Here is a 25,905-nt window from a genome sequence, read left to right as displayed (position 1 = left end):
AGCCCGAGGGTAGGGGCGAAACCATCCCTCAGTTGAAACAGGAGTTTGGGCTTGCGCCCTTTTAGAATTGTGCCGGACGGCGATGTGAATGAATGAGGAGTCAACCCCAGCTTTAAGGCATGACTTACAAACTATCAGCTTCTTTTACCGCACTCAGCCCCCCCGATGTCGATATCTACCGCTACGATTCTCGTGGTGATGAGTAGCTCTATTATATTTAAAATACCGCAAGATGAGGGCAGAGGCAGTGGCGGCAAAAACCGCCTCCTTTCCCAAGGTGGGGGGAGAACTTTCATTACACAAGGGGATGGAAGCGAGAGAGACGTCTCCTGTTTGTGGGTTCCCACTGTTGCTAAAACCCTGTTTACTCACTATGTTATTTTACTCTTGAACTCACGCCGCAGAAGAAGCCTCTTCGTCAAATTCCTATGAGCTAACTTTCCATATGTGGACACCAACTTTCTGTGCAGTGCCTACTAGGCTATTGGTAAGCCAACCAAATTCGGTTGAAAAATAGACAGTAAACCATGATATGGTATCCATGCTGGACTTGACCACATTCTCAGCGAATAAGTGGCCAACGATCTAATCCAGTACAAGTAAACAAGTGCATATATGCTCGCAATGCTTCTTCAACTCCTGCTCTCCTCCGATATCAAGTCGTTGGAGGATTGGTTAGCAGCCATTGTCGTGTGGGTTCCTCAAGTAATAGGAATAGTCCTGGCCGCCGCGTTGCTCGGCGCGATAATGCACGGCTTGCGTCGCTATTGGATTCGCTGGGTGCTCATGTGGGTACCTTATCTGCTGATTGGGTGGGCGCTGGATGATGCCGTGGATATGGAGCGGGGAAACTATGAGTTTAATAATCTTCTCAGTCTACTTGACCATGATTCGAATTTCAGAATTCTATGGCTGCCTCTTCTGCTGGCAGTACCTTTTTTACTGGTGCTGCACGTCATCCTGTTCATAAAGCAGGCGCAGTGTAAGGGAAGGCCCCCTAACCAATGTATTTCTAGGTAGAACGACTAGGCAAATCGTTGTCTAATAAGTCGGCTTTGCCTAATCTAACCGCTTGTCATAAAGTGGCTTACAAGTACGTGTAACTGGATAGTAATTCGTTTGCCGCCAGTATTTGCAAGCACCTAGTTAGCTGATCACAGTACGGTGATGTGCTCCTCGCGCTGGAGTTGTTGCTGGAAGTGGGAGCTTGCTAGGCGCGGCCGAGTAGGTACTTGATGCGCGAAGACGCCCGGTACTCCGGGGAACTGCCACTGCCACGCAACTCCTGCCCGCTGAGCCAGCCCCTGGAGTTTATCCTGTGCAAGTTGATTCTCAGGTGCGACGTTTTGGTGTACAGTAGCTGGCAAAGTCTTGCCAAGGGCCTGAGCCGGTGGCACTAATCAGCTGCTTGCATCACCCCAAAAGTTAGGCATATTCGTTTGTACTCCCCACATACTGCTACGGGCAGTACCAGGCCAAGTCATAAGTTGTAGCCTATCGTTACGCCAATAGAAAGCTTCTTCAACTATCCACTTATCCTATGCTTTCTTGGCTACTGCGCCCCTATACTTTCGCTAGCGCACTGCTGGCCCTCCTGCCAACAGTCACCCTTGCCCAGCAGCTTCCCACTTGGGAATGGGTCTCGGCCGTTAAGACCAGTCGGGATATTCGGTCTAAAGCCGTGAAGGTCGATGCCACGGGCAATACGTACGTGCTCGGAGAATTCAGCGCGCAGGCCCGGTTTGGCAGCACGGAGCTAACGAGCAAGGGCTGGTACGATATGTTTGTGGCCAAGTACGACCCGAGCGGCCGGCTCTTGTGGGTGCGCCAAGCCGGAACCGTGGTGGAGAATCCCCGGCCGGATAACTCCTGGACCGACGCGGACGGCCTTGCGCTGGACACGCAAGGCAACGTCTACGTGACGGGTACCTGTAAGGGACGCACGCAATTCGATGCCGCCGCAACCAGCAGTCCCAGTACGGGCGCGGTGTACGTGGCCAAATACGCGAGCACGGGAACGTTGCGCTGGGTGCGTACCTACGGCCGGGGTGGTGGGATGGGCATCGCCACCGATGGAACGAATGCCTATGTTGTGGCTTTAACGCAGACCACTGCCTCATCCTCCGATTTTGGCCCGACCCTGACAAAGCTCGATCCAGAGGGCAATCCACTGTGGATTACCACAGTGCGTAGCGCGGCGGGCAACAGGATCATGTTTGCCGAACGGCTACAGGTCGAAGTAGGGGCTAACCGGGCGGTGTACTTTTCCGGCCACTTCGACGGGCCGGCGGTATTGGCGGCCGAGGCGGGTCGGGTAACGCGCCTTGCTTCCGTCGGGACTACGACCCTGTTTCTGGCCTGCTACTCCCTTGACGGAAGCCTGCAGTGGGCGCGGACCGGGGGCGCTCCCGGCAGCCACAATATAAACACTGGCTTAGCGGTGGACGCAGCCGGCAATGCCATTGTAACCGGGGTCGCCCAGGGGGCAGGAGCAACCTTCGGCGACGTAACGCTGACTGCCCGGGGCGAGTGGGATACCTACCTGGTGAAGTACGATGCGCACGGGCGCGTGCGCTGGGCGCAGCAGGAAGGCGGGCCGCAAATGGATGCGGGTACGGCCGTGGACGTGGATCAGGCGGGCAACATCTATCTGGCCGGGTACTTCTACGCCGGTCAGGCCCGCTACGGCGCGACCTTGCTGACGGGTACAGCCACCTACGGAAACCTGGCCCTGGTTCGCTACGATCCGCAGGGTCGGGCGCAATGGGGCGTGACGCAACAGGGTGGCGGCAATCTGTTCCCCGCCGCCGTGGCGGTTAGCCCGGCGGGCGACGTATACATGGCGGGAGATTACGCCAATACGGTGCAGCTCGGCCCCACGCTGCTCGAGCATGAGCCCCGAGGAGTTGATCAGCTGGCCACGCTGGTGGCCAAGTTGACAAACAACGAGCCGGCCCTGCCCCCAGATTCGGTGACGCCGCTGCTGGTTCCGAATATCATCACGCCCAACGAGGATGCGCGAAATGATGCCTTCCGGATTGCGGGCCTACCGGCGGGCACCTGGAGCCTGTCGGTGTTTAACCGGTGGGGAAACCAAGTATTCCACACCCGCACCTACCGCCAGGATTGGCAGGCCCAGGGTCTGGGCGAGGGCAGCTACTACTATATTCTGGAGGAGAAATCCCGCAACCAAATCCTGAAAGGGTGGCTGCAGGTCGTCCGGTAGAAGGAGGCCATGAGTACGCGGCTAGCAGAGGTGAATATGTGAATGGCCCCGTGGTTTTCGGTAACGGCATCCCCTAGAAATAGCCGTTCCCCAGTCAACAGCGTCGGGCTGTTGGCTGGGGAACGGTACCTGTTGCCGACGCGGCTAGTCAATTATCAAGCGCAGAGTCTGGCTGCCGATGCGTACCACGTAAACGCCCCGGGCCAAGCCGGCGGGCCAGGAAAGCACTGCCTGCCCCGTGGCATCTGTCGAACCAGAGCTCACCTGGCGGCCCACCGCATCGAGCAGGTGTACCGGGGTCCGGGCAGGTGCATCCGTCAGCCGGACGGTGGTGTGAGCCGGGTTAGGATACAGGGTCGCAACCAGCCGGGCTGGGCTGGCCCGGGTCGCTAAGGGAACGGTGCCCCCATTCAGGCGCACACTAACCGTATTGCCTACGCTGTTGCCTGCCACCAGATCCAGGTCGCCATCCCCGTCTACGTCAGCCAGGGCCAGACTACGGGGCTGTTCACCCACGGCAACGGTCGATCCGTTGCTGAATACGCCCGTGTTGCTACCCGTAGCGTCCCCGCCGTTCAGGCGCACGCTGACCGTGTTACCTCCCGGGCCGAAGTCGTCATTGGCCGTGAGCAGATCCAGGTCGCCGTCCGCGTCCACGTCGGCCAGGGCGATATCGTAGGGCGAGGGGCCCACGGCCACATCCCGGGGGTTGGTAAAGCTGCCGCTGCCGTTGTTGACGCATACGCTTACCGAGGAGGTTCCGAAGTTGGCGGTTAGCACGTCCAGGTCGCCATCCCCGTCCACGTCGCCCACGGCCATATTCGTGGGGCTGTCGCGCACGGTTACAAAGCCGGTGCCGCTGAATACGCCCGTGTTGCTACCCGTAGCGTCGCCACCGTTCAGGCGAACCGCCACCAGGTTGCTTACTAGGCTGGCGGCCAGCAGATCCAGGTCGCCGTCGTTATCCACGTCGGCCAAGGCCACGGCACCCGACTCGGTGCTGGCCGAAATGGTCTGCCCGCCGCCAAATATCCCCGTATTGGAGCCCGAGCTGTCGCTGCCGTTGAGGCGCACCACGACCAGGTTGCTGACCCCGTTCCCCACGGCCAGGTCCAGGTCCCCGTCCCCATCCACGTCCCCCAGCGCCAGGCCTCGGGGACCGTTGCCGGCCGCAACTTCCTGGGTGCCGCCAAAGCTGCCGGTTCCGTTGTTCAGCCGCACACTGACCGTACCGGCGGAATAGCTGGCCGCCAGTAAATCCAGGTCGCCATCCCCGTCCACGTCGCCCAGCAGAACGCGCACCGGGCCGGCGCCCACGGTTACTGCGGCGGCGGCCGTGAACGCGCCTGCGCCGGAATTGAGCAGGACGCTCACGGAGTTGTCTGTCGTATTAGCCGTCAGCACGTCCAGGTCGCCGTCCCCGTCCACGTCGCCCATGGCCACGTCCTCAGGACCGGCACCCACAACCGGATCCGGGCCGGGCAGAAATGCCCCCCGACCCAGGCCTGCCACGGCGGCTGTGAATTGAAACACCTTCCGGGCCGCCACAATGCCCCCACTACTGCGCACCGGAGTCGGCAAGCTCACCTGAACCACCTCTCCGGGACGGAAGCTGGTAAACGAGCGGCCCGGGGTTGCGCTAAACTGGGCCACACTGCCACCCGCAGTCACTGTTCCCAGCTTGCGGCCACCGGCCTGAGCCGAGTACACGGCCAGGGTAGGGCTACCCGTTACGGGCTCACTGTAGTGCACAGTAACCAAGGAATTGGCCACCGCCCCCCGAGTTGAATTAGCCGCTGGGTCGCTGCTGGAGCGCAGGTCGATGGTCAGGGCCGCGCTGTTGCTGGTCCCGCTGGTCGTAGTAACAGTGGTGTTTCCGGTCGCGGTAGCACCAGCGGGTACCAGGAAGGTGAAACTTGTATTGGTGCTGGCTGTAATACTCGTTAGCGGTACGGCTACTCCATTCACCCGGAGGCCAGTAATACTGCTCAGGTTCGTGCCCGTTACCCGCACGCTCATGCCCGCCGCCGCTCGGGTGGGGCTAAGGCTGCTAATAGCGGGGGCACCGGTATTGGTGACCGTGAATTCGGCCGGGCTCGTGGCCGTGCCCACCGGGGTTGTCACGCGGATAGGGCCGGTTTGCGCCCCCGCCGGTACGGTCACGTTGGTAATTTGCGTGCCAGCGGCATTCACAGCAAATCCGGTAGTAACCGTATTGGCTACGGTGCCCGTGAACGTAATGACGCTCGTGCGGCCCAGGTCGGTCCCGTTGATGGTGATGCGCGTACCCACCGGGCCGGTGACCGGCGTGAATGTTAGAACCACGGGGGGAACCGGAACCGTCACCAGGAAAGGCAGCGGGGCCGACGTCCCCCCGCCGGGCGTGGGGTTCGTTACCGTCACCGAATAGGTGCCCGGGGCCGCCAGGGCACTGGCCGGCACCTGAGCCGTCAACTCCGAGCTTGATACCCGGGTGGTGGGCAGGGTTACCCCGTTAAACTGAATAAACGCGCGCGCTGCGAAGTTCACCCCGTTTACCGTGAGTACCAGCGGGCCACTGCCCCCGGGCGCTGTGGCCGGACTGAGCGCCGTCATAGTGGGCACCGGGTTCGGTACGGCGGGCGTAACTGTGAATACGTCCGTTGAGGTAGCCGTCCCCCCCGCCGTGGTGACGCGGATGGGACCGGTTTGGGCACCGGCCGGCACGTAAATGTCCGTAATTTGCGTACCCGCGGCGTTGACGACGAAGTCGGTGCTGACCGTATTGTTGCTGCTCCCGGCAAATGTTATCAGGGTGGTGCCCGCCAGGTTCGTGCCGTTGAGCGTCACATTTGTGCCCTCATAGCCGCTGGTGGGAGTAAAGCTCGTGATGACGGGCAGGGGCTCATCCACCCGGCCCAAAAAATTGATGAGGGTATTGGCCGGGTTTATCAGGGTGAAGGAGCCGAAGGTGGCCGCAGGCGTCACGTAGCCCGCCGCGTAGATGCGCGGGCCGCTCACGGCCAAGGCCAGACCCGCGTCGGTACCGCTGCCGCCGCCGCTGCTGGCCCAGCCGTTACTCACGGAGCTGCCGTTGTCCCCGTACTTGGCTACGAACAGGTTTTGGTTGCCAGCATTGGCCGTCAGCGCCTGCCCGGCCAGGGTCACGTTGCCGGTAAAGCCCCCGGTCAGGTATACGTTATTGCCCACTGCCGCAATGGCGTAGCCTTTGTCATCGCTCGGGCCGCCACCGCGGAGGGCCCAGCCATTGGCAAAGCTGGGGCCGTTATCCACGTACTTGGCGACAAATAAATCATTGGCCCCGGCACTGCTGAAGGTTTGCCCCGCAAAAGTGGCGCTACCTAGGAAGGAACCCGTGGCGTACACGCTGCTGCCACTCAGGGCAATACTCAGCCCCGCGTCGGTCGAAGCGCCCCCACCCTGCGCGGCCCAGCCGTTTGCGACACTCGCGCCCGCGTCGGTGTATTTGGCTACGAACACGTCCGTAAGGCCCGCTGCTGTCAGGGGCTGCCCCGATAGAGTAGCCGTTGCCGTAAACGCCCCTGTTACGTATACATTCGCCCCACTGACGGCAATGCCGCGCCCAACATCCTCGTTGGGTCCGCCCCCGCTGACGGCCCAGCCATTACTGACGCCCAGGCCGTTATCCACATACTTGGCCACCACTATATCAGTGGCGCCCGCCGAAGTCAGCGCTTGACCGGCGAATGCAGCCGAGCCCGAATAAAACCCGGTGATATAGATGCTAGTACCGCTGGCCGCGATACTACTGGCGAAATCCTGGCTGTCGCCACCGGCACTGATAGCCCAGCCATTGGCAACACTGTTACCATTGTCAATAAACTTGGCCACGAATACGTCCTGGCTGTTGGCGGCGCTGGTTAACGTCTGCCCGGCTATCGTAACCGGTCCTTGCGTGCTGTTGGCGATGCCATTATAGGTGCCGGTGATGTACACGTTGCTGCCGCTGACGGCAATACCGTTACTGGTTTCAATGTTGCGGCCCCCACCGCTCACGGCCCAGTCCCAGGAACTGGCGGCCGTGTTCCACTTGGCCACAAATACATCGTAGCTGCCCGCGCTAAGCAGCTGAGTTTTACCAAAGCTGACCTGGCCCGCAAACGAGCCGGTCACAAAGACGTTGCCCGCCGCATCGGTGGCGGCGGCATTGACCTGCGATTCGGTTCCTTGCAATGGCGCTTCCAGGCGCAGCCAGGTACCCGTAGCGGGCTGTAACTGTCCCAGCACGGCGGCATCCAGGGGCGCAGATAAGGCAGGTGCCCCGCCAAAACTAGCTACCGGCAGACTGAGCATGTCGCCGCCGGTACCTGCGGCCAGAAAAACGCCTCCGGTGGTCACGGTCACGCCGTATCCGCTGTCGTTATTTCCGCCCCCACCCGTTGCCACCCAGCCGTTGCTGAAACTCGTGCCGTTGTCATTGAACTGGGCCACGTAGGCATCCCGCCCGCCCCGCCCCGTCAGGGCTTGGCCCGCCACCACCGGGCGGCCTAGACTATGGAAGGACCCCGATAGGAATACGGTGCTGCCACTCACGGTCAGGCCATAGCCGTAATCGGCGCTGCTGCCTCCCCCGCCCGTCGCCCACCCGTTGCTGAACCCGGCACCCGTATCGGTGTACTTGGCCAGAAACAAGTCGGCATCACCCGCCCCGGACAGGGTTTGCCCCGCAAACACGGGTTGCGTACTGGCAGAGTAGCCCGTGGCGTACACGCTGGTGCCGTTCACGGCCAGGGCGTAGCCCGTGTCAGCTCCCAGTCCGCCGTCATCGATAACCCAGCCATTGGTAAAATCAGCGCCGTTATCGGTGTACTTGGCCACAAACATGTCGTCGCCGCCCGCCCCCGCCAGCGCCTGACCGGCAATGATTGCGCCGCGGGCACTGGCAAAGGAGCCCGTGATATACACCTCGCTGCCGCGGACCACTACGCCGTTGGCCACATCGGCGCCGGTGCCCCCGCCCGCTGCTACCCAGCCGTTCACTACCCTACTGCCCGCGTCCGTAAACTTGGCCAGGTACACGTCATTGCCGCCCCCGCCGGGTAGTGCCTGGCCAGCTAGTACGGCTCCCGTGTTGCTGACAAAAGAGCCTGTTACGTACACGCTGGGGCCGCTCACGGCCACCCCATAACTGTAGTCAAAGCCTGTACCGCCCCCGCTGACGGCCCAGCCGTTGGTTACGCTGGAGCCATTGTCGGTAAACTTGGCAACATACGCGTCGGTACCACCTGCTCCCGGCAGGTCCTGCCCGCTGATGCGGACGTTGCGGTCACTGGTGAATGCGCCGCTCACGTATACGCTGGAGCCGCTCACGGCCAGTCCATAGCCAAAATCGGCCCCAGTGCCACCTCCACTGGCTGCCCACGTCCACGCCCCGGCGGCCGTGTTCCATTTAGCCACAAACAAGTCGCTGGAGCCGGCACTTGACAGCCGGATGGAGCCAAAGGTTACCTGCCCGTTGAAGTGTCCGGCTACCAGCACGTCGCCGCTGGCATCCGTAACCGTAGCGCGGGCGACGGAAGTGCCCAGGATGGGTTGGTTGTTGTTGCCGCTCATGGCCAGCTGCCAGGCTGGAGCCTGAGCAAACGCCCGGTAAAACGAAGCCGGACCCAGGGTTAGCAATAGCAGCAGCAGAAGGCAGCGCGTACTACGGGAAGGGCATACGTTGCCGGTCCGGGCGTAGAAATTGGGCATAATTGAAGGAATAGCAGGCGTAAAGCCGTGGAGTAAATAAGCAGGTGTCTGACCCAAGCGGAAAGCGATAAACACCTTATGATGTACAGTACCCGCTAAAGGTACAAAGCCCCCTGTTTTCCTGCTAACCCGTTGCGCGGTCTTCGGGCATTCCATCTGCCCCGGTACTGCGTCAGTGCCGAGCACTGGCGCTTCCGGAGTGGCAAGTGACGAGTGGAGGAAGCGTCGGCTGTTGTCAGCCAGCAGCTGCATGAGTACCTTCGAAGCACACCCACCTACTTATTTGCCGTATCCAGCGCTTTCACATCCTAATAAGGTAGGCCGGCGCAGTATCGTTTATGCCCTCTTTCCGACGTACCCTGCGGCCCGCCCTGCTCAGCGGCATAGTGGGGTCATCTCAGCAAACGGGGTACATAGTACGTTAAGGAAGTTGACCAACAGATAGGCACAAAACTCAATTATGGGTGCAGAGGAGGCAGAGATAGGAGAATGGCTCCCTGGTCTTAGCAAAAAAGCATAAAACGACTTATCGGAGCGGTCTTGGGAAAGTGGTGGGTTGGGTTGCCCGGAATTGGGTGTGGCCAGCGTCGTACTTTAGATAAACAACATGCACTTTTTGCTGCTCTGCTAATTAGGGCCGGCTGCCATGCCAGCAACGGCAAACAGAAAATGATACCCCAACACAACTAGCCCGTCAATTCCCACTAGCAGAGCCAACCCGACCAACCGGCCCCACCGCCGCTGCCACAGCCGCCATCCCAAGAGCCCTACTACCCAGGCGAGCAGCAGTAGGGTCAGTAATTCCCACGTCCAGAACAAGATAATTGGCAAATTTCCGCCCCTTCCTTGATACACCAAGAATATAAACACTCCTGATAGAAAGAAAGCTATCAACAGGTGGGCGGCCAAAAGCAAACGGTCAAGGAGCAGGTTGGGCATAAGCACGTTGTTTTTGACATTGATAAGATGGCTACCTACTTATCCTATCGCTTCGGCTGTGCTGCTGGCTAGCTTGACGTACGCGCTGCTGGGCCACCTGGTGCTGCGCCTCCTACTCCAGCAGCGGGTTGATTGTTGTGTCCGTGCAGTAATCGACCGGATTTGGAACATTCGCCCCACCTCACTAGAAGGCCCCGAAAGCCTGCGTTTTCGGGGCCGTTTTTTGGACACTGGGAAGTGTTCAACGCGGATTTGTTTTTTGCACGTGCATGAACGGGAACAAGGCATGTGCTGTCAGGCTACACTGTACGCCAGGTGATGCCTCGCACAAGCAGGGAAATAGCGGGCCGGCTAACCCCGTACTGCGTGGCTAGCTGTTGGTTGGAGTGCCCCTGCGAGGCCAGGTGCCGAATCTCCCGCACCAGCTCGGGCGTCAACTTGCTGTGCGCATTACGCACGCCGCAAGCATGAAATCGTTGCAGCACGACCAAGTCGTCCATCTCCCCCCGGTCGGCCCATTGCAGGTTGTCGGCGCGCACATTGAGGTGATTTCCGTCTTTGGGCAGTAGGTGGCGCAGGCGCCCCTCGGCGGGCGCCGGGAGGAAATGCTGCGCCACCAGTTGGTTTAAGCCCGTTTGCACGAGGGTGCCGTTCGCATGCAAATTTACCGAGGGATAGCGTCCAGACCCACAAATCCGCAGGAGCCGTTGCCGGCCGGTTTGCCGGTAGGATAAGCTCACGACTCGGCCGTGGGAGGAAACGACGTAACGGTCAAGGAAACCCTGCACGGGTAGCCATTCCTCGTTTGTGTGAACGAGCTCTACTGCGCTGAGCGGTAGCAGCAGACCATTATCAAGTTCAGCTATTGTATTCCTGATTTCAACAATGGCCGCTGTCGCCAAGAACGAGAGAATAGGACTAGGAAAATACGTGACGGTTCGTCCCGCCGCCAATACGGCACTATTCGACATATAACTCATATAACCCGTACTGAAGAGAAGAAATAAGACGTGTAGGTGTACTACCTGGAGAAGAAGAAATAGTTTACCAGCTTGGCAAGCTAGGATAGGCTGCTAAGAAAAGCGCACGGCACTCCCAATACCTGGTTGTTCCCTTCTAGCCCTGGCAGCCGCCATCGACGCCCGCGTGAGCACCCCGGGCCAAGGCCCGCCTACCGAGAGCCCGTTGCGGGAACTGTGAGCCTTTGCTGAGCGCACGGGAGCTACCATCGGTCCAGAGTACACCGACCAGCAGTCAAGCGGCAAAGCAGACTGCCCGCAGTTTCAACAGGTGCTGCTGGCTGCACCCCAGCGCCGCTGCCGGAAACCCAACCAGCAGTGCCCGTAAAGTGGCAGTTACTGAATCATTTTCAGTACTCATTTTACTCCTTTGTTTATGAACACTATGTTACGATGGCTACTCAAAAGTTTAATAATATTATCAGGAGTGATACTATGTGGAATATTTGCTCTGTACTTCGTTTTCTTTTCTGGTTCTGATGTAGAGCAAGCCACGCGCAACTCAAGCAATTCTCAACGAATAGAAATTGGAATGGACCGTCATCAGGTTTTGAGTATTATGGGTCCTCCTATACGAATAGAACCTCGTCCACAACAACCAGGTATTGTCTACGTGTATGCAACCTCTGCCCTTGCTTCTCACGAAATCGCAGTTGCATTGGGGCCAGATAGTTTAGTTGCAGCCGTTTATCATGGTTATTAGGGCGATAAATATTTAAGCACTCTAAAGCTGCTATTGGCCTTTGATGAGCCCCCTATCGCCGGCCACCTGCACTAGTCGGGGGTGTGGGTCTTGGGGGTGCGCGGACGAGTGGGGCGGGCCACGGGTTCCGGAGTAGCCGACGACGTGAGGGCCGCCTGCAGGAGTTCCACGATGGCTTGCTCTTCAGCCGTTGGCGGGGCCTCAGGCAGCGGCCCTGGAATAGGGGTCAGAGCTTGGGCAAGCGTTTTCAGCCACGGCAGCGGCTCGCTAACGGGCAGAGTGCCCTCCAAGGCGTGGCTGAGGGAGTAGACCTGTTACTGCAGTTGCGCATTTTGGGTGAGCACGTGTTGCACAAGCTCCGTTAACACGCGCTGGTGCTGGCTGTGCTCTTGCCCATGGGCGCTGACGATTTACAACTACTAGGGCGTGGAAGTATACTATGCCCGCGAGTACCACAACGCTGGGGAGCGGGCGTGCCCCCTGGCCAGTATTTCTATCTGTTGCAGCCTGCCCGACAGGGAGCGGTCTACTAAGGCTGGATACAGGCGGTGCAGTGGCCGTGCGGTCAAGTACCGTTTTGCTGCCCATACAAGAGCAGCGCTGAACTACTGTGCCTGTACCAGTTTACTGAACTGATGGTGCCTGTTTCAACAGCTCTCTTCTTCCCTACTGCCCGCTATCCGAGTTGTACAGAGAAAGGCGCGGTTAGTAAACTACGCCAAAACGGTTGCGCTGATAGTCCAATACGAGGATACTGGTGCTAAAAAACCCGTTGCCCGTCAAGGCGGCAATTTGTTCTTCAGCATTAAAGGCCAATAGGCGCTTGTTGCGGTTAAACCAGGCTTGGCCCCTGGGTAACTTAGTAGCACCCAGGTACACGTCTGATTGTATTGGCGCACCGTAAAAGGCTACCTGCTCGCCCCAGGAGGAAACCCGCATGGAGTCGGTGGGAGGGCCAGTTGCCACCAGCGTTTTCCACGTGTGCTCATCCGTGCTTAACGGAAACAGACTCGCTCCTGTATCGAATAAGGCCCAATAGGTATGCTGATTGATGGTCAGGGGAATATGTAGGCGGCCTTTACGCATTCGACTGGCCACAAAGGTGGTGCGGGCGCGCCAGTAGGTATCAACCGAGTCCAGTACACACATGCGCTGGCGTGGGTAGTCGATGATCAGTACTTTACCTTTCGGAAAGTTAGCGCCTATAGTGCCAATCATCTTCGGCGTAGTACTGTGCAACGAGTCTTTCGACACCAGTTCTCCCGCGCCGCGTGCTAGTACCGGGTGGGCAATAATCGTGGGGCCAACGTGTAGTGGCAATCCCGCTGTCACGTAGCTAACTTGCCCGCCATCCGAGACCAGCCGCTGAGTGGTGTCCACGGTGGCGTAGAGTTGAGCACGGCTGGCGAAATAGTTGCGCAGGGCATTTTCGTAGAGGCTGGTACCATCGCTGCCTAAATCAAACTGGGCAACGAAGTTACCCCGTAGGCCCAGTAGCTGCACGGGCACGAGCATGGCGGCCTTATCGAACGTGCGGCCGGCCACCTGCGCTTTGTACCAAGTGAAGTTAAACCAAGGGTACACCGGCTCAGCCGGTATCTTGGCCCGTTGGGTGGTGCAGGCGCAGAGCGCAGCGGTAAGTAATACGGCAGCAAGGAGAAGACGCATAAGGTTATCGAGCGGGGAAGAGCGACAGCAGAGCGGTAGATGTTCGGTGTCACCAGTGTACTGGCCAGAATGGCATGTAAACCTATCACTTGTCTGGTGCTGGCAAAAGGATATTACACCAATGACCTGTTTCGCGGTATCAACGCTGACTCACGCTGTATAGGCTGGAGGCGGAATTATGGCCTGGGCGAATCAGGGGCTTGCGCCGCGCCGGGCAGCTGCAGGCCAGCTTCAAGGCACACTGGTAGTTCCCGGCTTAACAGATCCTCAACTAGCTGCCACTGGCAATGAAATCGTATTGTTGAAATGAGACGGCTTGTATGTGGCACCGTGCAGGTAAGGCGTCCACGGCCAGATCATACCAGAGCCCTCACGATCGGATTTGCTATACTACCTAGCGTTGGTACCGCGAAACAGGTCGTTGGTGTAATAATATTTGCGACCCGCTGCCGCAGAGATAGGTTTGAATTAGCAAACAAGGTGAGGCCAATCAGTCATGGCGGCTGATTTCTCACCTGCTATTCTTCCTTCTTTTCTGCTGTTGCATGCGTTATCATTACCTTAGTTTTTCCTTTCCAGTAGCTGTCATTGTAAGACCCATAGTCTTACAGGCACAAGCCATCAGAGGAGCATCCCCGGCAATAATAGAAGCCTCATCTCTGCCTAATTTCCAATCATCCACTCTCGTAAAGCTTGGCACTGGCCTTACCCGCGGCCTACACATTGGCGGTCACCTGGACTTTTCATTACCGGTAGCGGTCGGTGTGGAGCGGCAGTTCCTACCAGAGTGGGCTGCATATGCCAACGTGTCCAGCGGCTGGCGGATCGAGAACCGAGCCAAGGCCCGGTCGGCCCGGGACCAGCCCAGTGCCCTCGTCAGTTAGTTGGGCCTGGATCTAGGCTTGCGTTACTACTATCACCAAGCCCAGCGGCGCGCTGCCGGGAGGACCGCTGGCCCCTTCGCCGGAAATTACGTGGCGTTGCAGGCCAGTGATAGCTTTATTCAGGTCTACAGTCCCAGTTCGCGCCTGTACCGCGACTATTACGGCGGGACGCGCTTGTGGGGCGTCCCGCGACGGATTGGCGCGCATGGCTCGCTGGATGCCCACATTGGCGGCGGGCCGCACCTTCGCCTGCAAGGCCTCACGCGCAATGATTGGCGGCTGCAACCGGCTTTAAAGGTAGGGGTAAAGTTGAGCTTGGCACATCCGCTGCCAAGGGAACAGGAAGCTTCTGCTGTCCGGTGAGGGGTCTCTTTATTACGAGAAAATTTTATGAGCACTTTTGCACTATCCTCCGCCTATTCTCTCCCATCCGCTTTTACCGTGCCGCGCATTAAAATTATTCTTTTTCACGTCAGCTTGTGGGCTATATTTTATCTGTACGAGGTGCTGTGCCTATGGGCGTTGAGTGCCCCGGTTCCGAACCCAATTGAATCCGTACCCAACTATGCTGTTTCAGCTTTACTTCTCTATGGCCACGCGCTGTGGATATTCCCTCGCTACTACAATACTAAGCGCTACGGGCAGTATGCGTTGGGTCTAATCGGGCTATTGGCGGGCTACTGCGCTTTCCGTTTTCTACTGGCCGTGTACCTAGTGCCCGCTACGGGTATTACGATGACGTTAACGTATCAAAATGCCCGCGTATTCTGGTCCTCAGCAATTTGGCGCGGCGTGCAGTTTTTGGGCTATAGCTTCACGTATGCCTACGCCGCGTATGCCATCAGCATGCAAAAACAACTGCGTCTGCACGAGCAGCAATTACGCACTCAGGAGCAGCAACTTCATCAGCAGGAGCGCGGCTTGCTGGAAGCCGATATTGCCTTCCTGAAAAGCCAGATCAACCCGCATTTCCTGTTCAACGCCCTCAATTTCCTCTACGCCCAGGTGTACCCGCTTTCCGAGCCTACGGCCAAGAGCGTGCTGCTGCTCTCCGACATCATGCGCTACGCCCTCAACGAGGGTGGCGAGCAGGGTAAGGTGATGCTAGACAAGGAAATTCAGCACCTGCGCAACTACGTGGCCCTGAATCAGCTGCGCTTCGGTCATTCGCTGCAGGTGCAGCTGCAGGTCGAGGGCAGCACGCAATTTCTGCTGATCCTGCCGCTGGTGCTCATCACCTTCGTGGAAAACTGCTTTAAGCACGGGGAGCTTTTTGACGCTGACCACCCGGTACTGGTACACTTACGGGTACAAGAAAATCAGTTGATCTTCTTTGCTAGTAACCGCAAGCACAGCGGGCCGGTGGAGCACAGTACGGGCATTGGCATCGAGAATACCCGCCGCCGGCTGGCGGCTATTTATCCTGACCGCCACAAGCTAACTATTCACGATATGCCCGATTCGTACGCCACTCACCTGACCTTAGCCCTATAGTGATACGCTGTCTGATTGTGGACGATGAGCAGGGCGCCATCGATATCCTGCGCCAGTTCGTGGAGAAAACGCCTTTCCTGGAGTTGGTGGCCAGCACCACCCACCCCGTGGAGGCCCTGCGCCTGGTAGCCACCCAGCCCGTGGACCTGGTGTTTCTCGACATTCACATGCCCCAGCTCTCGGGTCTGGAGGTCATGCCCCTGCTCACGGGCAAATGCCAGGTGATTCTGACCACGGCCTACAGCGAGTTTGCCCTGAAGGGCTTCGAACTGGAGGCCCTAGACTACTTGCTCAAGCCCATTGCCTTCGAACGGTTTCTCAAGGCGGCCCAGAAAGCCCTCAAGGCTCAGGCCCCGCCCGCGCTGCCCATCGCCCCGCCCAGCGAAGACTACATCTTCGTCAAGACTGAAAGCAAGGGCCGCATGCGCAAGGTGAGCTTCGGGGAGGTCGTCTATGTGGAGGGCCTGAAAAACTACGTCTCTATTTATACCGAGCAGGAGCGCATTATCACCCTGCTCAACATCAAGGATTTGCAGGAGCGGCTGCCGGCTGCCCAATTTATGCGGGTGCACAAGTCCTACATTGTGTCCTTGCCTAAAATCAAGGCCCTGGATGGTAACCTAATTCTGTTTCAGGACGGCAAGGCCAGCGCCCCGCTGGGTGACACCTACCGGCGCGGCTTTTTCGAGGCTTTGCAGCGCCATGTGGTCGGTAGCAAAGGCCTAGAATAAGCCCTGAATCATCCCGCTGTTTTCTCTGCTGCCTGCAACTCCGTTCTCCCCGTCATCCATTTCGTGCGTTGCTCGGTCTGCCTTACTACCCGGCATTTCCCAGGACTATTCTCCCCTTGTCTTATGTTTCGAATGTGGATTTGTTGGCTGCTCATCACGTTGTGCTCCGTTTCACTTCGCGCGCACCCACGTACGCTTTTGTCAGCCAACGAGTCGGCGGCCCAACGCAGTAGTACTAATGCGCCCCTGACGCCGCGCCAAGTGGAAGGGGTGGCCGCCTTGGGCCAGCTTTGGGGGTTCTTGAAGTACTACCACCCGGCGGTCGCGGGAGGACAGCGGGATTGGGACGCTGAGTTGTTGCGCCAGTTGCCCAAGATGTTGGCCTGCCGCTCAGCTACTGTGCAGCAGCACCTACTTAGTAGTTGGGTCACCAGTCTGGGTCCCGTACCCGTGTGTGCTGGCTGCGCTGGGCCACCCTCTCAGCCGGTGCACTCCGTCCCGGACCTACGCTGGATTCGGGGCTCCCGGCTGTTTACCCCAGCTCTGCGCCGGCAGCTGGCTTTTATCCAAGCAAACCGCTATCAGGATGAGCCCTACTACGTTGGAAAGGCACCGGCGGGCAACGCAGTGTTTCCGCACGAGGAAGCGTATGCCGATCAGCGCTGTCCTGACACCGCGTTGCGCATCCTGGCTCTGTGCCGCTTCTGGAACATGGTAGAGTATTTCTCGCCCTATAAGGACCTAACGAAGCCGGACTGGACTCGCGTACTGTCCGACTTGCTCCCCCTGTTCGTGGCGGCCGACACTCCCCTGCGCTACCGCCATGCCGTGCTGGTGCTAGCGGGCCGCCTGCAGGACGGCCACGCCACGCTGGCTCCGGACCCGCTGCTGGAGCAAGAAATGGGCACCTACCTGGTGCCGGCGGCCGTGCAGTTTATCGGGCAGCAGGTGGTGGTGCAGCGGGTGCGGCCGGACGCGCCCAGCCCGTTGAAGCCGGGAGATATTATTACCCACGTCAAGGGCCAGCCGGTGGCGGAGCTGGTGCGCCAGCGCCTGCCCGAAACCCCGGGGTCCAACCGCGCCGCCCGCCTGCGCCAAATTGCCCGGGAAATGCTGTTCAGCCCGGCCCCGGAGTTGGCGTTGGCCATCATCAGGGACGGGCAGCCACTACGCGTTGTTGCGCCAAGCCGCTTGATTGCCACCCTGCCACCCGTGCCCCGGGCCATAGCCGATAGCATGTACCGGTTGCTGACTCCCACCATCGGCTACATCGATATGGCTCAGATACGCAAGCAGAAGCTACCCCGCATGATGCAGGCGCTTCGGCAGACGCAAGGCATTGTGGTTGATTTGCGCAACTATCCCGGTGACTTCGTGCCCCACGAGCTGGCGAGCTACTTTCTTGCTCAGCCCACCTTATTTGCCCAGTACTCGCAGTTTGATAGCCGCTTTCCGGGGCGCTTTCTGACTTCCGAACCCGACACGCTTTTACCCCGGCCGGGGGCGGAGCGCCCATATACCGGCCAGTTGGTGGTGTTGGTCAATGCCACGACGCTTAGCCTGGGCGAGTTTACGGCCATGGCCCTGCGCGCTACGCCGCACTGCACCATCTTGGGCAGCCAGACTGCCGGAGCTGATGGCAACCGGACGCGGATAGTGCTGCCGGGTGGACTCGTGACGGGCATGTCGGGTCTGGGAGTATTCTATCCGAATGGGCGCCCGACCCAGGGAGTAGGCATTGTGCCCGACGTCGTACTGTCTCCTACCCCCGCTGGGTTCCGTGACGGCCGCGACGAGCTGCGGGAGCGGGCGGTGGAACTGCTTGCCAACCGCCGCCCTACGCCCTGACTCTGCTAAGTGGAGCAGAGCATATTGTGCCCTGTCGTCCTACTATACCATCATTATCCCTCAGTATGTTAAAACCGCTTATTCTCTGCGCATTCCTGGCAGTAAATAGCCTTGGTTCGCCCCTACCGTACGTGCCGGTACAACTGCCGCCGCTGGAAGGTTGCTCGTTACCCCTGACCAAGGCTGAGGCCCACTCGCTGCCGGCCGCCGTGGACACGCTCGTACGGGTGGGCGGGCACCAGCTTCATTTTACCGTGTGGCCCGGCCAGCAGCCCATTCTGCTGCTGGAAGCGGGTGGAGGAGATACCGGGGCCGTGTGGCAGCAGACCGTCAAAGCCCTCTACCGGGCTACCGGTGCTACCATCGTGACCTACGACCGGGCTGGGTTTGGCCGCAGCAGTTTAAATCCTAAGCGCATGAGTTTGGTCCAGCAAGTAAAGGATTTAAAGGCGGGCCTAGATAAGCTCCGGTTAGGGGGCGACTACCAGCTGGTGGGCCACTCTTTCGGGGGCTATTTTTCCACCCTGTTCGCCGCCCGCTACCCCCGCCAGGTCCGGGCCGCTGTGCTGCTGGACGCCAGCCACGTGGCCTTTTACACGGATGCGCGGGTGGCCGCGTTCCAGCGCGAGTACGGCGGGCAGAAGGAGCAGTTCCGCCACACGGAGCCCGGCAAGTACTGGATGCTGGCCAACGCCGAGCAAGACGTACAGGAAATGCGCCGGCATCCCTTCCCCACTACCGTGCCGGTCGTGGACATTCTGGCCGACCGCTCCTATGGAAATTCGGCCGCGGAGCGAGCTGAATGGGCACAAGCCCACCAGGCTTTCGTGGCTGGCGCGGCCAACCGGACCTTGGTGTTGGCGCCGGGCAGCGGCCACTACGTGATGCAGGACAGTCCCCAACTGGTGGTGGAAACAGTTGCTCGGGTATACCAAGAATGTAAAGCCCAACGGCACCTCTAAGCTCAGCACGAGCATCCCTAATTAGCGCTATCCCCACAACCCTGCAAGCCAAGTCATAACGGGTTGCTGAATTAGTTAGGCGCGTGTCCTTGACTGGCGGGCCTCAACGGCCGTTTACAGATGCTGCCGGGTCTGGGTGGTTTGCTGGGGCGCTTGGACGACCTGCCGGCCCTGACGCAAGGTATCACCCGCATCCAGGAGTTGGGCGTGGCCTACAAGCCCTTTGTTAATACCAGCCGGTTGGTTGAGTTGCTCCGGCAAATTGAGCAGCAACAGGCTACGCGGCCCGCCCGGCAGCAGGTTGCGGCCCTGGTCCAGCAAGCAGTCAGCACGATTGAGGCTGCGAAGTAAGGTCCACCTTATCCCTTAAAGTAGCCCCAGGCGCCAACCCGTTGCGCTTCACGAGCATAGACTTGCTCCATATTATCTCTTAATCAGGTTTTATATGCGCCTATTCTGGTTTATGTTGCTTATATGCTGTTTGCGCGGCGAAGTCTTGTCTGCGCAGGTCTTGCGGCTGGAAGGCACGGTCCTGGACCGCACTACGCATGCTCCCGTTCCTTTCGCAACCTTAGGGATTGTCCACCAGCCATTGGGCTCAGTAGCCAACGAGCGGGGGATGTTCAAATTTTCGCTGCCGGCAGCCGCCGCAGCGGCGCAGGTGCTGGTATCCTGCGTGGGCTACGCGCCCGTGCAACTTTCGGTAGAAGAGTTCCGGCGGGGAGCGCAAACCATTTACCTCCCGCCGGTGGCCGTGCCGCTCGGGGAGGTAACCGTGCGGGCCCGCCCGCCCCAAACTACAACCTTCGGCCGTACGGGCAGCGCTACATTTATGGGGGCGAACTTGTACACGGAGCCCAGCTTGGTGAGCGACGAGCTGGGGCGGGAACAAGGAACGGTGGTGTCCGTGGACCCGAAGTGTCAAGTGCGGTCGGTAAGCTTTTTTGTGGCCTTTAACCGGTTTAAGTCGGTCATATTTCGACTCCAGTTCTACCGTGTTGACCGGGGGCTGCCTGGCGCAGCGCTACCGCACAAAGATGTGGTATTCACGGTCACGCAGCCCCGTGGCTGGGTGAAAATTGACCTGCGGCCCTACCAGGTAAGCTTGCAAGGAGAGCGGAAAGTAGCCGTAACGCTGCAGTGGCTCCGCAGCGAGTCCCTGCCCGGGCAAACAAAAGCGTTCGGGCTGGCGGCCGTACCCACGCCGGGTCACACAATACTGTTTCGGGAGAAAAGCCAGGCCCAGTGGCAGGCTGTAAAGCCGGGCCACCTGAGCCTCTACCTTACGGCGGATTCCTACGGCCCAGCCAGGAGAACGGACCTGCCTACCCAGCAGGCAGCCTTGTCGGACAGCCTGCGCTACGGGCCTCTGCTGGGTGGGCTAGCCCGTCCGGCCTCCTCCCGGCACTACGGCGACAGCGCCGCCGTGGGCCGCTCGGTAGCCGTGACCGGGGGCAGGCTTTACTATGAGGAGTACGGATGGGGCGAGCCCCTGTTACTGCTACACGGCAACAGTCAGTCCATCGAAGCCTTCGCCGCGCAGATCGGCGAGCTTAGCCGGCACTTTCGGGTGATTGCCGTGGACACGCGCGCTCAGGGCCGCAGCCAGGACGCGACGACTACCCCGCTCTCGTACGAATTGTTTGCGGCCGATATGCGGCAACTGCTGGACTCGCTGCAGCTGCGGCAAGTGAACGTGCTGGGGTGGAGCGATGGCGGCAACACGGCCCTGACGATGGCGTTGCGTTACCCATCTTACGTGCGGCGCTTGGCGGTGATGGGGGCCAACCTGTTCCCCGGCACCGAGGCTTTAAACCCCGACTTTTGGCGGGTGCTGCAGCAACGAGCCGCCCACCCGGAAGCCGCCTCCCCCACCCAGACCCGCCTGTTGCAACTACTGCTGCGGGAGCCCCAACTCACGTTCGAGAACCTAACCCGAATCCAGGCTCCTACTCTGGTTATGGCGGGCGAGCATGACCTTATTCTGCCGTTGCATACCCGAAGCATCGCCGCTCATCTGCCCCAGGCCACGCTGGTGATTTTTCCAGGCGCTACTCACTTCGCCCCGCAGGAAATCCCGCAAGCGTTTAACGAGCAGGTAACCCGTTTCTTCCGAACGGCCAACGCTCCCTAAGCGGTAAGGGGCATGTGTAAAGGCCATTGGTGCCGCCTGCTTGGCCTTGCCATCCTGTTTCGCGCGGCCGCAGCCGACCCGCGCAGCCAAGCCCGATAATTGCCTCCTGCCGCGGATACGGTAGCGTAATCTCCTTCCTGACTAACTACCCTCTATTTTCAACTACATGCTTTCACTTGGTTATTGGTTTGTACTGCTAGCCGCTCAATTTGCTCCAGGCCCTTCCCGACCTCACCCCACCCGGTCGCCGGTGGTGGTATTACGGGGCCATCTTGACCACGCCCCAGCCGGGGATACGGTGCGGCTGTGGGTTGGCACCCAGCAGGTCAAAACGGCTTTGAGCCCGGCCGGTAATTTTACCCTAATCGTAACCGGGCTAAGTGAAGCGTCACCAGCCTCTTTATCGTACGCCCGCCAGCGTACGCCCCTCTACCTGAGTCCAGGCGACCACCTGCAGCTGACACTGGAATTTCCGCGTTTCGACGAGACAGTACGCTACCGCGGCCGGGGCGCGGCTGCCAACAACTACTTGGCGCAGGCCCTGTGGCGCTTTCAGGGGGCTCCCACGGCGGCGCATCCCGAGCGGCAGCGCACCCCCACCACCACGCCTGAGCGTATGCGGCAGCTAGCCGATGCGTTCCGCCAGCAGCAGCAATTCTTTCTCGCTGGCTACGCGGCCGCGCACCCGCTGCCGCCTGCCTTTCAGCACCAAGCTACTTTGGATATTGACCTGGAGTGGGCCCGAATCCTGCTGGACTATCCCGGTTACCGGCGCTCGGCGAGCCAGCAGGCCGTGGTGCTACCGGCGAGCTACTACGATTTTTTGCAGCAACTGCCCCGACCCCAGCTCGACAAACAGGTTATGCGGGAGCCGGTACTGCGCCTGCTCACGGCGTATGGGGGACGCTTACTGCCGGCAGGGCCTTTGCGTGCGGACCCTGCCGAAGCAGCACGACTGTACGCACAGGCCACGGCGGACTTCGGGCCTAATCGTGCCCGAGACTGGGCACTATATCAATTGCTTTCATTTCAATTGCCCGATAACCGGGCGGCGGTGGTGGCTGCCTACCCCACGTTTCAGGCCTTGAATCGCGACACAATACTCACCCGTAATTTGCGCCAGCTGCTTGCTGAAGGACAGCACCTGCAACCGGGCCAGCCGGCACCTGCATTCACCTTGCTGGACCAGAAAGGGCAACCCGTATCCCTAACCGACTTTCGGGGCAAAGTGGTGTACCTCGATTTCTGGGGTACGTGGTGTGCCCCCTGCCGCCAAGAGCTACCAGCTGCGGCCCGGCTTGCCCGTCACTTCGCCGGCCGCGATGTAGTGTTCGTATCCATCGCTGTGAATGACCCGGAAAAGAAATGGCAGCAGGTTGTGGCTGCGGAGCAGCTCACTGGTTTGAAGCAGGTGCAGTTGCGTAGTCCTGATGCCACCGTGCCTACCGCCTACCATGTTTGGGAGTACCCAACCTATCTAATACTCGGGCGCGACGGTCACATCCGCTTGACCAATGCCCCGCGTCCCTCGGCGGGAGCCGTCACCGTGCTGGCTCTGGAGCAAGCCCTGCAGCCTTAAATAAGGGGCGGACCTTTGCTCATGATAGTAAATCAAGTAATTCATTGGTAAACAGCGTCTAGCCCGCTACAAGTGAACGTTCACGGGAGTGGCCAGCGGTATGCCCGCGTATATAGATTCAGACTGCGCTCACGGGCGGCGTAGTGCCGCCCGTGTTGCCTGACGCCTTTGTGCTTACACAGCTCAATACTTTGCTCATTGCCGCACTAAGATGACCGGCATGGCGAAGACGACATAGCTTTTTCCTTTTGTTTTATCCGCCCTCAACTCCTCTTACCTGTGTTAACTCGCTTCGTATTGCTTTGCGGTCTGCTCTTATCTACTCGTGCGTTGTGGGCACAAACCGACCGACCAATCCCTTTTCCGCGGTGGTACGTGGGTTTGCAGTATGGTCGGCAAGACTATCAACTGGCTTTTTCAGCCCCCGCTGGTCTAGCCAGCGGGGGGGCAGGCCGTACAAATGCCTATCGCACCCAATTAACGTTAGGCTATCAGATAACATCTAGTTTAGCCATACAAGCAGGAATTGCGCCATTAAAGCAGTCCTTCGCCTATGGGGGTAGCGGTACCAACAACGCCGGGCAACCAGTGATCGAGAGGGGACTATCAACTACCCGGAGTCTAGCCGTACCTATTCTGACACGCTATACTGTTGCAGATAAGCTTTGGAAGAACCTACAGTTCGATGTGTTGGTTGGGCCGGTGCTGTTCTGGTCCCAGGGTAAGAGTGAGTTTACCCGCATGGAGAATGGTGTGCTTACCACACGTTCGCTCTCAACCACACAGGTTCGAAATGCATTTCTGGCGGCTGGTCCGAGTGCTCGCTATGTGGTCGGATCCCATCTGGCTGGGTTCATAGATTGGATGTTCTATAAGAACCTGCAATCCACCAACTCCTCGTATCCTGGAAGCAATTTGGGCAACAAGACCGGGATTACCACTGCCGTTAACCTCGGTATTCAGTATCGCTTCATCTATCGGTAAGGCAACTTTTACGCAATAGAAGAATAGCAACAACATGATGAAGTCAGTGAGATTACTCCAACTACAAAACGGTCTTACCAGTGAGCGACTGCCGATAGTTACCCCCTAGCTATCTCCTCCATCAGGTCAGAGAAGAGTGCCCAAAAAGCAATCACGAGAAAAGCCCCGAATGTATGCGTTTTTAGGCCCTTTGAGCCAAGTGCCAGAAGCGTCTACAATTCGGTCATTTTTTGACCGAATCGCGTGTTGGCAACTCAAGATTCTATTCCCTTTTTAAACGAGCGTTTGTAAAATGCCAAACGCATGAAATGACTTGGTCTCTGAGAGGAGCGTAATAGTAACCCCCTCTGTGTTGACTTTTAACAGAGGACCGTTTGGAAATCGTTATGCGATTCCAAAGACGAGACCCATCCACAAACTGGTGCAGGAACTCAACCCGCAGCTGGAGAAGGAGGTCCAGCGCCAAGTGGCCCAGTAGCGCCTCCACTAGGTCGGGCAGCAGCACAGCCGAGAAGGTGGAATAGGCGAGAAGGTGGAATAGGCAAGTAGAGGCGCCATACCGTGTGTTAAAATCACCATTTATACTGAGTACTTCGCGAGGACCTCTGTCAGCTTCAAAAACGCTAGTTTCAGGACTCATTTCTGAGAACTTTCGTGTAGCCCGTTGATGAACGCCAAAACAATTCTTTGGGCCTTACTTGGCTTGCTGGGGTGGTCATGTAATCCGCCCCAGCCTGTAGACCAAGTACAGGTGCCCGCTCCGACAGGCTCTCAGCCCCCGCTGAGTCCGTCACTCACTCGCGTGGTCGCTGCCCTGGTGGCTGACAGCTTAGTTACAGGAAAGTACGTAGGCGCAGCTGGCGAGTTATCGGCTCAATGGACTCGTTATGAACGCTTGCAGCAGGAAGCTACCGATGCCGAACTTGTAGCCTTGACTCACCATACCAACGGGGTCATTCGGTGCTACGCTTTTCGGGCCCTGGCCACCGCGCAGCCGGCTAATGCCTTCTCCCTGTTGCTAGCGCATTTACACGACACGGCGCAGGTGAAAATCCTCTCCGGTTGCATTGGAGGGCGCGAGTACGTAGGTGATTACTTTGTCGGGGCGCTTAAACTGAGATACTCGGATACAGACGGTGATCCGTTCCGCGCGCGTCAGCAGCAGATCTTAGATAGCGTCTTAGTCCATGATCCTTCCATCGTGCTGAGCGCCCGTTACGGCGCTATCACACGTCTGCCACCTACAGCAGTTAATTACCAAACGATCCGGAATCTAGTCGTTCAGGAGCGTAGCGAACCAGCGCTGGAGCTGCTGGCCCGCTATCGCCGGCCAGCAGATAAGCAGCTAATCGCTTCATTTTTTGCTGCAGAAGCCACCCAATATGCGGCCTTGCAAGCGGTACATCACTACCCAGACCTCTACTTTTATCCGTTTGTTAAAGCTGTGTTTGCACAGGAATGGGCGGACGACCATTACGATTACCAAAAATGGAAGTATTGCTACCAAGCTTTGGCACACTACCCCAACCCGACGGTGCTTGGTCTTTTCGAGCAAACAGTACGCTGCCCTGATGCCTATCGCCGCGAATACCTGAGCCCTTTGTTATGGTTAGCTATAGCACGCACACCGGCCCCCTTGTGGACCACTGTGCGTGCTCACATCCAACTCAGCCCAGACGAGTTGGCTAAGGCGCAAGCAGAGTTGCAAGCAAGTAACTGATCCATCAGGCTGCGTAGGCAAACAGTGTACTCCAGTGAGTAAGGAATCTTTTCAATAGGGGCCAGCAACTAACGTTTATGAAACGTGCCGAGGAGATGAGTCTTACAAACACCCGAAACAGTGTTGTCCTCGGCAAAGTACCACGCCAGTACCGTCCCGCACAGCAGAGGCAAAACCACCACTATTCCGAGGTCGGGGGTAGAACTTACATTATGTCAATCAACTTTTCCAAGAACATCAGCTTACCAAGCTTTTTACAAAGCCTTCAAGTAGTACAACACAGTGCTTTCTTAATTACTCAA

The 25,905-nt window shown here is 58.7% G+C and carries 17 protein-coding genes and 1 pseudogene; 13 read left to right on the top strand and 5 right to left on the bottom strand.

Features of this window, described 5'->3' with window-relative positions:
* The first annotated feature begins 615 nt into the window (after positions 1 to 615).
* Together ABIB60_RS14525 and ABIB60_RS14520 are read left to right on the top strand one after the other, a co-directional pair.
* Positions 616 to 1,020, top strand: a complete 405-nt coding sequence (locus ABIB60_RS14525) for a hypothetical protein (protein ID WP_354580872.1) — start codon at positions 616 to 618, stop codon at positions 1,018 to 1,020.
* A gap of 520 nt (positions 1,021 to 1,540) precedes the next feature.
* Entirely contained in the window at positions 1,541 to 3,226 is a 1,686-nt protein-coding gene (locus tag ABIB60_RS14520) for a T9SS type B sorting domain-containing protein (protein ID WP_354580870.1), read from the top strand.
* 144 nt (positions 3,227 to 3,370) lie between these two features.
* Here ABIB60_RS14520 and ABIB60_RS14515 read toward each other — a convergent pair whose 3' ends face one another.
* The 3 genes and pseudogenes from ABIB60_RS14515 to ABIB60_RS14505 all read right to left on the bottom strand — a co-directional run.
* The gene (locus ABIB60_RS14515) at positions 3,371 to 8,938 is read right to left on the bottom strand and encodes an FG-GAP-like repeat-containing protein (protein ID WP_354580868.1); all 5,568 of its coding nucleotides are present in this window, start codon (positions 8,936 to 8,938) and stop codon (positions 3,371 to 3,373) included.
* A 1,238-nt stretch (positions 8,939 to 10,176) separates the two neighbouring features.
* Positions 10,177 to 10,518 (bottom strand): hypothetical protein, encoded by a 342-nt coding sequence (locus ABIB60_RS14510; protein WP_354581063.1) that lies wholly within the window; start codon positions 10,516 to 10,518, stop codon positions 10,177 to 10,179.
* A gap of 27 nt (positions 10,519 to 10,545) precedes the next feature.
* Positions 10,546 to 10,848, bottom strand: a pseudogene (locus ABIB60_RS14505) (NUMOD4 domain-containing protein); the annotation flags it as partial.
* A 424-nt stretch (positions 10,849 to 11,272) separates the two neighbouring features.
* On the opposite strand from ABIB60_RS14505, the gene ABIB60_RS14500 reads away from it, so the two are divergent.
* Positions 11,273 to 11,599 carry a hypothetical protein gene (locus tag ABIB60_RS14500; protein WP_354580867.1) on the top strand — a complete coding sequence of 109 codons (327 nt, stop codon included), beginning with the start codon at positions 11,273 to 11,275 and terminating at the stop codon, positions 11,597 to 11,599.
* Between the two features lie 71 nt (positions 11,600 to 11,670).
* Here the strand turns inward: ABIB60_RS14500 and ABIB60_RS14495 are convergent, their stop codons facing one another.
* Positions 11,671 to 11,889, bottom strand: coding sequence for a hypothetical protein (locus tag ABIB60_RS14495; RefSeq protein WP_354580865.1), 219 nt, complete (start codon positions 11,887 to 11,889; stop codon positions 11,671 to 11,673).
* 415 nt (positions 11,890 to 12,304) lie between these two features.
* A complete protein-coding gene (locus ABIB60_RS14490; protein WP_354580863.1) occupies positions 12,305 to 13,267 on the bottom strand; it encodes a hypothetical protein in 963 nt (320 codons plus the stop codon).
* A gap of 1,325 nt (positions 13,268 to 14,592) precedes the next feature.
* Between ABIB60_RS14490 and ABIB60_RS14485 the strand changes: the two genes are divergently transcribed.
* The 10 genes from ABIB60_RS14485 to ABIB60_RS14440 form a co-directional block, all read left to right on the top strand.
* The gene (locus ABIB60_RS14485; RefSeq protein ID WP_354580861.1) at positions 14,593 to 15,645 is read left to right on the top strand and encodes a sensor histidine kinase; all 1,053 of its coding nucleotides are present in this window, start codon (positions 14,593 to 14,595) and stop codon (positions 15,643 to 15,645) included.
* Entirely contained in the window at positions 15,645 to 16,376 is a 732-nt protein-coding gene (locus tag ABIB60_RS14480) for a LytR/AlgR family response regulator transcription factor (protein ID WP_354580859.1), read from the top strand. The genes ABIB60_RS14485 and ABIB60_RS14480 overlap by 1 nt, the downstream gene beginning before the upstream one ends.
* 486 nt (positions 16,377 to 16,862) lie before the next feature.
* Positions 16,863 to 18,224, top strand: a complete 1,362-nt coding sequence (locus tag ABIB60_RS14475) for a S41 family peptidase (protein ID WP_354580858.1) — start codon at positions 16,863 to 16,865, stop codon at positions 18,222 to 18,224.
* A gap of 65 nt (positions 18,225 to 18,289) precedes the next feature.
* On the top strand, positions 18,290 to 19,186 hold the full coding sequence (locus ABIB60_RS14470) for an alpha/beta fold hydrolase (protein ID WP_354580857.1): 897 nt from the start codon (positions 18,290 to 18,292) through the stop codon (positions 19,184 to 19,186).
* Positions 19,187 to 19,306: 120 nt separating this feature from the next.
* Positions 19,307 to 19,537: a hypothetical protein gene (locus ABIB60_RS14465; protein WP_354580855.1), complete on the top strand. Its 231-nt coding sequence runs from the start codon at positions 19,307 to 19,309 to the stop codon at positions 19,535 to 19,537.
* A 94-nt stretch (positions 19,538 to 19,631) separates the two neighbouring features.
* Positions 19,632 to 21,320 (top strand): alpha/beta fold hydrolase, encoded by a 1,689-nt coding sequence (locus ABIB60_RS14460; protein ID WP_354580854.1) that lies wholly within the window; start codon positions 19,632 to 19,634, stop codon positions 21,318 to 21,320.
* A 166-nt stretch (positions 21,321 to 21,486) separates the two neighbouring features.
* On the top strand, positions 21,487 to 22,899 hold the full coding sequence (locus ABIB60_RS14455; protein WP_354580853.1) for a TlpA family protein disulfide reductase: 1,413 nt from the start codon (positions 21,487 to 21,489) through the stop codon (positions 22,897 to 22,899).
* Positions 22,900 to 23,274: 375 nt separating this feature from the next.
* Positions 23,275 to 23,883: a hypothetical protein gene (locus ABIB60_RS14450; protein WP_502915129.1), complete on the top strand. Its 609-nt coding sequence runs from the start codon at positions 23,275 to 23,277 to the stop codon at positions 23,881 to 23,883.
* An 802-nt stretch (positions 23,884 to 24,685) separates the two neighbouring features.
* A complete protein-coding gene (locus ABIB60_RS14445) occupies positions 24,686 to 25,603 on the top strand; it encodes a hypothetical protein (RefSeq protein ID WP_354580850.1) in 918 nt (305 codons plus the stop codon).
* 77 nt (positions 25,604 to 25,680) lie between these two features.
* A partial coding sequence (locus ABIB60_RS14440; protein WP_354580848.1) for a hypothetical protein occupies positions 25,681 to 25,905 on the top strand: 225 nt, incomplete at its 3' end.

Source organism: Hymenobacter sp. UYP22 (assembly GCF_040547285.1).
Taxonomy (GTDB): Bacteria; Bacteroidota; Bacteroidia; order Cytophagales; family Hymenobacteraceae; genus Hymenobacter.
Note: the sequence above shows the minus strand (reverse complement) of the source record. Positions and strands in the feature narration are given on the sequence as shown.